The sequence below is a fragment of the Syntrophales bacterium genome, from assembly GCA_030018935.1.
In the GTDB taxonomy this organism is placed as follows: domain Bacteria; phylum Desulfobacterota; class Syntrophia; order Syntrophales; family CG2-30-49-12; genus CG2-30-49-12.
In genome coordinates this window covers 1-11658 of record JASEGZ010000055.1, presented here as the reverse complement: position 1 = coordinate 11658, position 11658 = coordinate 1, and the positions used below count along the sequence as shown (strand labels likewise).

Below are 11658 nucleotides of genomic sequence, written 5' to 3'. Positions count from 1 at the left end.
GACTTATGACTTACGACTTACGACTTACGACTTACGATGAGGTACTTAGGATTTTCAGGCGTATCTTTCCGATAACACTTATCAGATCAATTTGCTGCTCCGTAGTTCCACGGACAAAGCGGATGTGTGTGACGTCGGCAGGCATCTGCCCCATGACGGCATCCGCGGTAACCCATCTTCCGAGGAAAAGGGCGTTCCATGCATGGTAGTAAAATCTCCCCCTCTGATAGACGAGGCCGGCCTCGACCTGCGCCGGGATGCCGGCGGCCCGGGCCAGGGCGGCTAAAAGTACGGCATGTTCATTGCAGTCACCGACTAAGTTATTCAGCGTTTCCAGGGCATTCGGAACGGATAACACGGGTCGTTTCTCCAGATTTTTGTGCACCCAGGCCACGAGTTTTCTTGCCTTCACCGTGACCGGATCATGGGGAGAAACTATCTTTCCTGCCATGGCCTGGATCTGCGGATGGTCAGACTGGATAAAGGGGGTCGCCTCCAGAAATGCCTCGTTGCCGCCTATAACCTCAGACCGAAAGGGAAGTGTTGCCATTGATTCTCTGTGAATCGTCAATATGTTGTCTTTAAGCCTCTGCCTGCCTCCATTTAAAAAGAGGCTGCTATCTCCGCAATTGATCAGTTTCACCTCCAGTTCCGTCAGTTTCTCCGGAGCGGCAATGGTCTTATCTGCGGCAATGGAGGCAATTTCCGTAAGGTCAGCACTTGATGAGAGGGCAAGATCTTCCAGAGCCTGCTTTTTCGTAACCGCCTCCAGTGTAATCCCTAAGATACCGTCTTCCCTCAAGATACTCCCGTCTTCCCCGATCCAGGCAAACTGTTGGACACCCATAAAATCCACAGCCCATTTTTGGGCCTTCTGTCTCCGGTCCATGATCGTTACCATGTCGTCACCTAACAGAGAAACCTTGACCGGCCGTTGTCCCATGGTCGCCGGGTCGAAGACATGAAAAGTACGCTGCTGCCCCGCCTTTAGCCCCGCACTCCAGACAGATTCAAGGATGCCGTTTGTCAGGTACGGCGTTTCGGGAAGGGGAATCTCGGTCTTTTTCAGGGAACCGGGTGTACCGGAGTAGAGGGTAAGGCGTCTTTCTTTTACCACACCATGGGCTGTAAAAGAAAAAAGGCTCGAATTCAGATGAAAGTTAAAGGAGGAAAGGGACATATCAGGATGCAGATCTCCCTCTGTCTTAAACCTGATGCCCTGAACAATACCCATCGTATTGATCCGCATGAAAACGGATTCCACAAAACGATACCCTCTCTCGGTCCTAAAAAAACGCCTGTGGGCATACCCGATCTTTTGTCCCTTCTGGGAGATAGACATCCAGACATCTCTATCCCGACATTCCTGAACGTAAGATGGAGTATCGTGTTCCTGCCTTGCGGAGACACGCTCCCCGAAAAGATCGAGGCGAAAGGCAAGGAGAAGGGCAAACAGCGTTACAAATGCCCCTCCCGCGATCCAGTGCCATTTAATCCTGAAGACACTCATATTTATCCGTCTTATGTCCTACGTCTTATGTCTGACTTACGACTTACGACTTATGACTTATGACTTATGACAGAACAAACAGGGCATCGGCAACAACCGGTTTTGCACCATGGATGATCACCGGGTTGAGGTCAATTTCTGCTATCTCCGGATGAAGTATAGAGATGATGCCGATATTTTGCAATAGTTTCACCAGCGACGTGCAATCCACCGGGGGCATTCCTCTGAACCGGCCCAGGATCTTTTTCGCCCTCATAGCAAAGATCATCTCTTCAGCTTCCACGGCATGGAGGGGCGCCAGACGGAAAGAGGTATCGTTGATCGCTTCCGTAAATACCCCGCCAAGACCAAAAAGCACACAGGGACCGAACCTGGGAAATCTGGTCATTCCCACGACAAACTCACGGTCTCCTGAAACCATCTGCTGGACAAGAATAGGGATATTCCCCTCAGCCAATTTTCGGATGGCCTGGAAGGAATCCCGCACCTCAGCCTCAGTCCTGACATTCAGCACGATGAGGCCCTTTTCCGTCTTATGCATGATCTCCCATGAACATGCTTTAATTACTACGGGAAAACCGAGCGCGCTCGACGCATGAACGGCATCCTCCTCTTTAAACACCAGTGTCTCCAGGGTAACCGGAATCCCGTATGCAGAAAGGATTTTTTTTGCTTCATGTTCATCCAGCGCCTTCTGGCCTTTCTCCAGGGCCGTCATAATGATCCGCCTGGCACCCATGTCCGGTTCGGGAATGACAGGCGGGACAGAGGTTTTTCTGTCTCTTATCTCTCTGTATGAGAGGAGTGAAACCATCGCCCTGGCCGCCTTCTCCGGTGAATCAAAAACCGGGATACCGTTGTCCTCGTAGGCTGCCGTATATTTATCGTCGCGGTCAAAGAACGAGGAAATCAGGAGAGGAATGTTATATTTCGAGGGCAATGATACCATTCTTTTTATCCCGGAACGGTCTGAAGGCCGTCCAAGAAGAATACCGGAATCCTGGTTGCCGCTCTGGACTCCTCTCTTGGCGCCAAAGTTCACCACCCCGTGGATAATCATCCCGTCTACCTCGTTGCTTTTCATGATTATCTCGGGTACCGTGGCGGCGAGAAGTTCCATATCCAGGTAAAAGGTCAGATCAACAGGATTGGCAGTTGACGCATGGGGCGGCATGTGGGGTCGGAGCCGGTTTTGAAGGTCTTCCGAGAAACGGGGGACCTCCATCCCCCCCAGATCAAGTGTGTGGGAGATTGCTGTTCCTGGACCTCCGGAGTTGGTCACGATGCCGATTCTCTTCCCCCGAAGAGGGGGTTGCGTGGCAAGTGCCCATCCATGGGTAAAGAGGTCTTCAATGGAAGTGCAACGGATGATCCCGGCCTGTTTCAGGATACCATCACACAGAATATCCGGGCCGGCCAGGGCACCGGTATGGCTCATCCCTGCCCGGGCGCCGGCGGTCGAACCACCGACATATTGAGCTAAAACGGGCTTGTGGGGTGTTATCTTCCGGGCGACTTCGATGAGTTTGCGCCCATCACAGATGCCTTCAATATATAAAATGACGGCCCTCGTATCTTTATCGGCGCCAAGGTATTCCAAGGCATCAATGATATTGATATTGGTCTCATTTCCGATGCTGATCGCCTTGCTGAACCGGATACCTCTTTTTTTTAGATAGGTGAGTGTCTGGGCCACATAAGTGCCGCTATGGGAGGCGAACCCCAGTATACCGGGTTTTACCCTAAGGGGGGAAACTGTTAAATTTAGAGAAATCTGGGAGTTTAATATACCCATACAGTTGGGACCGAGAAAACGTATACCGTATCTCTCGGCAACTTCGTTGAGCCGATCCTCGTGGGCCTTGCCCTCCGTGCCCGTTTCTCTGAAACCGGCGCTCATGATAATGGCCCTTCTGGTACCGATCTTACCAAAATCTTCCAGCAGGGGGATGACCCGAGCCGGTGGTACCACAAGCGTGGCCAGATCAGGGGCTTCGGGAAGGTCATGGACAGATGGGTATGCCCGGTGGCCAAGAACAGTTTTCTCCGCAGGATGAATGGGATAAAATTTGCCTTCGTATCCACCTTTCACGATGCTGGTGGCCTGCATCGTTCCCATTTTCATCGGGTTATTTCCCGCGCCGACGGTGGCAATCGTCTTTGGATTCATCAAGAAATCAAGGGGATTTTCCGACATCTTACCTCCCTTAGCCGGTCTGTCTGGTCTGTTGTGATCTCTCTGCAACGGTTCAGACAGGAAAACTATAGGAAATGGATATCACTTATGTCAAGTATAATCGAGAGTCGTAAGTCGTAAGTCAGTTTCTCTTCTCCAGACTCCCGATTCTCGATTTCAGAATAAAGTCATCTGTAGTATCTGGACGAATTTAGACTTTACAAAAACCGGTTTTAGCGATTTAATGGAGCTTTCTAAAAAGCTGAAAGACAGCAGGAGGGAACACTTATGTCAAAGGGGCAAATTCCGGATCAGGTTTACGACATCTTGATCGTGGGTGGGGGACCGGCGGGACTTACAGCAGGTCTCTATGCTGCGAGGGCTTCTTTAAAAGCGCTGTTGATCGAAGGCGCCACTTCCGTAAGCCAGATTACCGTCACAGATATGATCGAAAATTATCCGGGCATCCCTGAGGGAATCAGTGGTTTTGAACTCATCGAGCGGTTTAAAAAACAGGCCGTCCAGTTCGGGCTGGAGATTACGGGAGGAGATGTCCATTCTATTGCCAGGAAACGATTAGGTGACACGGATGGATGGGAAGTTATTGCAGGCAACAGCGCCTATGATGCACTTGCCGTGATCGTGGCGACGGGGACAAACTGGCGGAAGTTGGGGGTTCCCGGAGAAGAGACCCTTGTCGGAAAAGGTGTCTCGTACTGTGCAACCTGTGACGGTCCCCTCTATAGAAACAAAGATGTCGTGGTCATCGGCGGAGGGGATGCGGCTGTTCAGGAGGCCATCTTTCTCGCCAATTTCGCCAGGAAGGTCACCATCGTCCACCGCCGCGATCGCCTCCGCGCCACAGGCATACTCCAGAGGCGTGCCCTTGCCAACGCCAAAATTGAGTTCGCCTGGAATTCTGTGGTCGAGGAGATCTCAGGAAAAGAGTTCGTCACCGGGGTAAAGATCAGAGATGTGAAGTCGTCCGGAACATTGAGGGATATACCCGCCGACGGGGTGTTTATTTTTATCGGCCTAACCCCCAATACCGGTGTGGTCCGTGGTATTGTGGATCTTGATAAAAATGGCTATATTGTGGTGGACAGTCATATGAAGACCTCGGCAGAGGGCATATTTGCCTGTGGCGACTGCATCGTCAAACTCCTGCGACAGGTAATCACCGCCTCCGGTGATGGCGCCACAGCCGCCTTTTCCACCCAGCTCTACGTCGAGGCAGTGAAAGGGAAATCCTATTAGCCGGGGGACTAACGTGGAAGATTGGATCAATCTCTGGCAACATATACCAGAGCATATCAACCCGAATATTTTTACGAGCGGTTCCCTTCAGATACGCTATTACAGTCTGATGTATATTGTCGCCTTCCTCCTGACATATCTGCTGGTCTCATACCGGATAAAACACGAAGACTATGATTATACAACGGAAACGATACAGGACTTTTTTGTATGGGCCATAACGGGACTGCTCATTGGTGCCAGAGTTGGATATGTGTTGTTCTACAATTTTGCATATTACCTGAGACATCCCCTGGAGATTATTCTCCCCTTCGATTTTACCAGCGGTTTCCGGTTTGTGGGGCTTGCCGGTATGTCTTATCACGGCGGCGCCATCGGTGTCCTTATCGTATCCATCATCTTCTGCCGTAGGCATCGAATAAACACGTGGCGTTTTACCGACCTTTTCTGTTCTGCAATTCCCCTGGGGTATACTTTTGGCAGGATCGGCAATTTTATCAACGGTGAGCTCTTCGGCAGGGCCACCGATGTGCCCTGGGGGATGTACTTCCCCCTGGATACGACGCACCAACTCCGCCACCCATCCCAGCTTTATGAGGCCTTTTTTGAGGGGATCGTGCTCTTCATCATCCTCTGGAGTATGAGGAAGAAAAAACCTTTCGATGGTTCCCTGTCTGCTCTTTATATCATCGGTTACGGATTATCCCGCTTTTTTATCGAATTCTTCCGGGAACCGGACATGCAACTGGGACTCCTCTGGGGGGGGATGAGCATGGGACAGATACTCTGTGCCCTCATGGTCCTGGCGGGGGTTGGTATCTTTTTTTATCGAAGCGAAGTGTAGGGGAATAGCGATCGCCCTGCCGCGAGGCCCATCTTGAATGCAGGGAGTCTCGCATGTGCCCCGCTTGACAAGTTCAATTTCGTGACTATTATGAGGAAGAGAAAACACCGGGGGGATTATTATTCCCGATACAGCCAAGGAAAAACCGCAGGAGGGAAAGATCATCGCCCTGGGACCTGGCCGGATGGATAAGGATGGCAAACGAATCCCCCGGAGGTCAAGGAAGGGGACCGGGTGTTATTCGGACGCTATGCCGGCACGGAAATTAAAATTGACGGTGTAGAACACATGATGATGAGAGAAGATGACATTCTCTGTGTTTACGAATCGTAGCAGGAGGTGACAAAAATGGCAGCGAAGGAAATCAAATATGACGCGGTAGCCCGCGAGAAGATCATGCGGGGTGTTGAGACCCTGGCCAGTGCCGTCAAGGTCACGCTGGGGCCGAGGGGAAGAAATGTTGTCCTGGAGAAATCGTGGGGGGCACCGACAATTACCAAAGACGGGGTAACCGTGGCCAAGGAAATTGAGCTGGAAGACAAATTTGAGAACATGGGCGCCCAGATGGCAAAAGAGGTGGCCTCAAAGACCTCGGATATGGCGGGCGATGGAACCACAACGGCAACCATACTGGCCCAGGCCATATACACTGAAGGGGGCAAGCTCGTGGCGGCAGGGATAAACCCCATGGCCTTGAAAAAAGGCATTGATAAGGGTGTTGCCATTGTCGTGGACGAGTTGAAGAAGATGTCCAAGACGATTAAGGATAAAAAAGAGATTTCCCAGGTGGGTACCGTTTCGGCCAACAATGACCGTACCATCGGTGAGATCATCTCAGAAGCGATGGAAAAGGTAGGCAAGGAGGGGGTTATTACTGTAGAAGAAGCCAAGACCATGGAGACAACCCTCGAGATCGTGGAGGGGATGCAGTTTGATCGCGGTTATATCTCTCCTTATTTTGTCACCGATGCGGAGAAGATGGAGGTTCACCTGGAAGATGCCTACATCCTCCTCCATGAGAAAAAGATCAGTACGATGAAGGATATGGTCCCCATCCTGGAACAGATTGCCAAGATGGGAAGACCGCTTTTGATCATTGCTGAAGATGTTGAGGGTGAAGCATTAGCTACGCTGGTGGTTAACAAGATTCGTGGTACCCTGAAGGGTGCGGCAGTAAAGGCGCCGGGGTTTGGTGACAGAAGAAAGGCCATGCTCGATGATATCGCCATCTTAACCGGTGGGAAGGTCATCTCGGAGGATGTGGGCATTAAACTGGAAAATGTTACCATAAAAGATCTCGGTACCTGTAAGCGTGTAACTATTGACAAAGATAATACCACCCTTGTGGAGGGTGGCGGCAATAGGGCCGATCTCGAGGGTCGTGTCAAGCAGATCAGGGCGCAAATCGAGGAAACCACATCTGACTACGACCGCGAAAAATTACAGGAACGCCTGGCCAAACTGGTTGGTGGGGTTGCCGTGATCAAAGTGGGGGCAGCGACAGAGGTTGAGTTGAAAGAGAAAAAGGCGCGTGTGGAGGATGCGTTGAACGCCACACGGGCGGCCGTTGAAGAAGGAATCGTTCCCGGTGGCGGCGTCGCCTTGCTGCGGAGCCTGGGTGCATTGGAGAAAACGAAGCTTCCCGGTGAGGAACAGCACGGATTGGACATCGTCAGAAGGGCAATTGAAGAACCGTTAAGACAGATTGCTGCCAACGCGGGTTATGAGGGGGCCATCGTCACCGAAAAGGTAAAGGAGAACAAGGGAAATTACGGATTCGACGCCGAGAGAGGCGAGTATGTGGACATGATCGAAGCGGGTATCATTGATCCGACAAAAGTAGTCCGCTTCGCCCTTCAGAACGCCGCCTCATTATCCTCACTCCTTCTAACCACTAAGGCGATGGTTGCAGAAAAACCCAAGAAAAAAGCGACTCCGCCAATGCCGCCCGGCGGGATGCCGCCCGAGGATTACGATTACTAAAGTCGTAAGTCATAAGTCATAAGTCATAAGTCATAAGTCATAAGACTGACGACTGATGTGTATCCGGGGGCTTTGAGGTAGCTATGCGGGACTATTACGAGATACTGAATGTCCACAGAGGAAACTCTTTGGAGGAGATTAAAAAGGCATACAGGCAATTGGCCTTGAAGTATCATCCTGATCGAAATCCAGGTAACAGGGAAGCCGAGGAGCAGTTTAAAGAGGCCGCTGAAGCATACGAGGTATTGAGTAATCCTGAAAAGAGACAGATATACGATCGCTTTGGCCATGAAGGTCTCAGAAGCACGGGCTACCAGGGGTTCACCCGGCAGTCCGATATCTTCCGTTCCTTCAGCGATATTTTTGAGGACTTCTTTGGCGGTGGAGCCCGCGCACGCAGGCAGGCGGAACGAGGGGCCGATCTACAATGCGATTTAAATATCACTTTCCTGGAGGCAGCCTTGGGCAGCGACAGGGAAATTGAAGCGCCACGGCTTGAAAGATGCGACCACTGCGACGGTACTTTCATATAACTGCATTTGATATCAGGAGTCTCAGATTTTGTCGGAAGTTGGGAAGATTATATTTCGTACTCATGCGATTCACCGGATGTTTCAACGTCGAGTAGATGAAAAGGATATTCGTTCTATTCTGGCAACAGGAGAAACTATAGAAGGATACCCGGACGATACACCATATCCAAGCCGTCTAATCCTGGGATGGGTTGAAAAACGTCCGGTGCATGTCGTAGCGGTGGATAACGTGGCTGATAACGAAACAATTGTGATTACTGTTTACGAACCTGAACAAGACAAATGGAGCCCCGATTTTAAAAGGAGAATGCCATGAAATGTGTTATTTGCAAACACGCTGAAACCAAACCGGGCACAACAACCGTCACGCTGGAAAGGGATGGCTTTACCTGTGTTGTTAAAAAAGTCCCTGCGCAAGTATGTCCGAACTGTGGCGAAGATTACGTTGATGAACAGGTGGCAGGAGAGCTGCTTATATCTGCCGAACAGATGGCAAAAGCTGGTGCACAGGTGGACGTCCGCCAATATGTTGCCGCATAAATTCAAACCGAATAAAAAAAGCAAAGGGCGTGACAGACATCCGTTAGGTGGCTGGCACGTCCCCTTACGTACCAATTTCTTCCTCAAAATTTCAACATTCGGGACATCAGCCGGATATTAGTGGCTGTCCCCAATTATCTATTCGATCTTTGATTTTGGCGTGAAATTATAGGAAAATCCATCATGTGTCAAGAAACAGATGATCAGAGCTAGATAATTGTAACAAGGTGGGATCAGGTCTAAAGGAAAACACTAAAAATCCAGCGGGCTTTGGGCGTTCTTTATCGTGACGCTCTTTACTGTGTGGGTATAAATCATCGTCGTCCGGACATCGCTATGCCCCAGCAGTTCCTGAATCGTCCGGATATCATAATTCCCCTGGAGGAGATGACTGGCAAAACTATGGCGAAAAGTATGAGCCGTCGCGCGTTTGGTTATCCTTGCCTTGCCTACTGCTTGTTTGATTGCCTGTTGAACATGCGTTTCATGCAGATGAAAGCGACGGTATTCTCCTGTCTTGCTCTCGACAGTCAATTGCTTGGCCGGGAAAAACCATTGCCATATAAACTCCCTGGCCGCATTTTTGTATTTTTGCTCCAAAGCATTCACTAAAAATACACCGGCATATCCACGATCCAAGTCGCTTTGATGCAGATCTTTCAATGACTCAAGATGAGCCCGCAGTTCCGGGAGAATCGTTTGGGGCAACGGCACGGTTCGATCTTTTTGTCCCTTGCCGTCGTGAACTGTTACGATGCCTGCATCAAAACTCATGCATTGCACGCGAAGCCCCAGGCATTCAAAAAGCCGAAGCCCGCATCCATAAAGCAATTTTACGACAAGGTCATACGGAGGTTCCAGGCGCTTCAGTATTTCATTGATCTCTTCACGGGATAAAACGACCGGGATATAATGCCTTCGTTTTGCTCTGACGACGCCATCAATCTTGCCGAATTCCTTATTCAAAACATGACGATAAAAGAACAATAGAGAATTGAACGCCTGATTTTGAGTGGTTGCCGACACCCTTCGCTTCACGGCTAAAAACGTTAAAAATTCTTTTACATCGTTCGTTGAGAGCAGTTCCGGCTTCTTGCTTTGTGTAAATGCTTGAAATTTTTTCGTCCAGCCTTGATAGGTTTGCAATGTTTTTTTAGAATAATGCCGGACGTGTATTTCATCCGCCAGTCGGGAATATTCCGATCTCCAGGAAGACCCGTCGTCGCGTTTTGCTTGAAGAGAGGAAGCGTTAATTACACCTTGCGGCACAATGGGTGATATTCCTGAAACGCCGAGGGTTATTGAAGACCTTTGGACCCTGGATGGCGGGACGGAACCACGTGAGGGCGCCGGTACGACTTTTTTGTGCTGAATCGCTATGGCTGGTGACTCGTGGATGAATACATGTTTGCCGTCTTTGGAAGAGTTTTCCTCTCCATGATGAATAGGTTGGGGCGGCGGCGCTTTTGGGGGCATGTCATCTTGGCTGAGGATCTCATAATACATTTTTATCGCCTCAGCGGCCTGACCTTGTTGTTGTTCTGTTTGCTTTTTTTCACGCAACTTACCGATAAATCGAGGCAGGCTGCTTTTATCTATAGGAGAAAAATGATACTTCTCACAGTAGTCTAAATAATAGCGGAGCCATTTTTTATATGGCCATTGCAAATGATCTGGAATGGTCTTGTTCCGTAAATGCTCCTCAAATCTTGACTGTAATACTGACGGGATAGCAAGCATGTGACATCCTCCGAACTCAGATAACATTACAATTGACATGATATACGGAAAGATAGAAATAAATGGTTGCGAAAAAATTGTCAAGATATTATATGTTATTTCCTATGGTTAGTCGGGTTCTAAGGTTTCGATAAACCAGGAATGCGATGACAAAAGAAATGCCTTGTCGTTGTAGCAAACTTCACGAACCCCGTGGATGGCGGAGATATACAGAAACTTTAGAATAACTTATTGGGCATAGCAATCATAGCCGTGGAGGATTGTACAATGAAGAAAGTTCACTTCTACGAGATAACAGGGCAAGAATACATCGACGAGATGCGAAAACGCCTTCATGGAGAGTTGAATCTAGTCTGGATCAAGCAATGTCGCCGGATCGTTGAACCGATCATAGGTCGAAGGGCCACAATTCTAGACGTTGGGTGTGGTGTTGGTTATCTGTACAAGTACTTCAAGGACCTTGAACCCGTCTATTTCGGTATTGATGGTGAAAACCGTCTGTTGGAAATAGGAAGAGAATACTACGCATCTGATGCCGATGTGCACTTTTTGGAACACGACATATCAGAGTCGCCAATTCCACCCGACTTCTGCCCCAAAGCTGATCTAGTGGTATGCAGTGCAACGGTTGAACATCTTCCAAGCGCATTCCCTGCGTTGGATTACATGGTCGCTTCTGCATCCAAGGTCTTGTACCTTCGAACCTTCCTCGGTGAGACAAGCCAACTGTACTCTATAGAATCTCCTGTAAGCGAGTTTGCCGATCAATACAGGAAACATGTCAACCAGTATGCATTCGATGACATCTTCCGTCATTTGGGAGAACAAGGCTTTCGAGTGAAAGCATATCGGGACGAATATACCGACAGTATGCCGTACCTGATAGACGGTGCTGTTCGGACATTTTACGTGACCTTGGCTGTGCGCCCCTGACAGGGCCTTTAGGATTCGCCGGGAATAGCATCAAAAGCCCAACAACAGGGTGGAGGCGACGCAGAAAAGCCGCGCGCCTCACCCTGAGCGTGTGTGCCGGGCATGGCACGGGACTAACGGGGTGCAAGTCCCCGAACCAGGT

At 49.8% G+C, this 11658-nt stretch carries 10 protein-coding genes and 1 pseudogene; 8 read left to right on the top strand and 3 right to left on the bottom strand.

What is annotated here, in order from left to right:
- Window positions 1–31 precede the first annotated feature (31 nt).
- Both QMD03_09070 and QMD03_09065 read right to left on the bottom strand, forming a co-directional pair.
- The gene (locus tag QMD03_09070) at window positions 32–1510 is read right to left on the bottom strand and encodes a transglutaminase-like domain-containing protein (GenBank protein MDI6777362.1); all 1479 of its coding nucleotides are present in this window, start codon (window positions 1508–1510) and stop codon (window positions 32–34) included.
- A gap of 64 nt (window positions 1511–1574) precedes the next feature.
- Window positions 1575–3707 carry an acetate--CoA ligase family protein gene (locus QMD03_09065; GenBank protein MDI6777361.1) on the bottom strand — a complete coding sequence of 711 codons (2133 nt, stop codon included), beginning with the start codon at window positions 3705–3707 and terminating at the stop codon, window positions 1575–1577.
- A 267-nt stretch (window positions 3708–3974) separates the two neighbouring features.
- Here QMD03_09065 and trxB point away from each other — a divergent pair, with 267 nt between their 5' ends.
- The 7 genes and pseudogenes from trxB to QMD03_09030 all read left to right on the top strand — a co-directional run bounded on the left by trxB (window position 3975) and on the right by QMD03_09030 (window position 8843).
- Entirely contained in the window at window positions 3975–4943 is a 969-nt protein-coding gene (gene trxB / locus QMD03_09060; GenBank protein MDI6777360.1) for a thioredoxin-disulfide reductase, read from the top strand.
- Between the two features lie 13 nt (window positions 4944–4956).
- Entirely contained in the window at window positions 4957–5787 is an 831-nt protein-coding gene (lgt, locus tag QMD03_09055) for a prolipoprotein diacylglyceryl transferase (protein MDI6777359.1), read from the top strand.
- Window positions 5788–5887: 100 nt separating this feature from the next.
- A pseudogene (locus QMD03_09050) lies at window positions 5888–6120 on the top strand (co-chaperone GroES).
- A 15-nt stretch (window positions 6121–6135) separates the two neighbouring features.
- Window positions 6136–7770: a chaperonin GroEL gene (gene groL / locus QMD03_09045; protein ID MDI6777358.1), complete on the top strand. Its 1635-nt coding sequence runs from the start codon at window positions 6136–6138 to the stop codon at window positions 7768–7770.
- 83 nt (window positions 7771–7853) lie between these two features.
- Window positions 7854–8303 carry a DnaJ domain-containing protein gene (locus QMD03_09040; GenBank protein ID MDI6777357.1) on the top strand — a complete coding sequence of 150 codons (450 nt, stop codon included), beginning with the start codon at window positions 7854–7856 and terminating at the stop codon, window positions 8301–8303.
- Window positions 8304–8331: 28 nt separating this feature from the next.
- On the top strand, window positions 8332–8619 hold the full coding sequence (locus tag QMD03_09035; GenBank protein MDI6777356.1) for a DUF4258 domain-containing protein: 288 nt from the start codon (window positions 8332–8334) through the stop codon (window positions 8617–8619).
- On the top strand, window positions 8616–8843 hold the full coding sequence (locus tag QMD03_09030) for a type II toxin-antitoxin system MqsA family antitoxin (GenBank protein ID MDI6777355.1): 228 nt from the start codon (window positions 8616–8618) through the stop codon (window positions 8841–8843). The genes QMD03_09035 and QMD03_09030 overlap by 4 nt, the downstream gene beginning before the upstream one ends.
- Before the next feature lie 252 nt (window positions 8844–9095).
- Here QMD03_09030 and QMD03_09025 read toward each other — a convergent pair whose 3' ends face one another.
- A complete protein-coding gene (locus QMD03_09025; GenBank protein MDI6777354.1) occupies window positions 9096–10583 on the bottom strand; it encodes an integron integrase in 1488 nt (495 codons plus the stop codon).
- Window positions 10584–10850: 267 nt separating this feature from the next.
- Here QMD03_09025 and QMD03_09020 point away from each other — a divergent pair, with 267 nt between their 5' ends.
- Window positions 10851–11516 (top strand): class I SAM-dependent methyltransferase, encoded by a 666-nt coding sequence (locus QMD03_09020; protein MDI6777353.1) that lies wholly within the window; start codon window positions 10851–10853, stop codon window positions 11514–11516.
- Window positions 11517–11658: the final 142 nt, after the last annotated feature.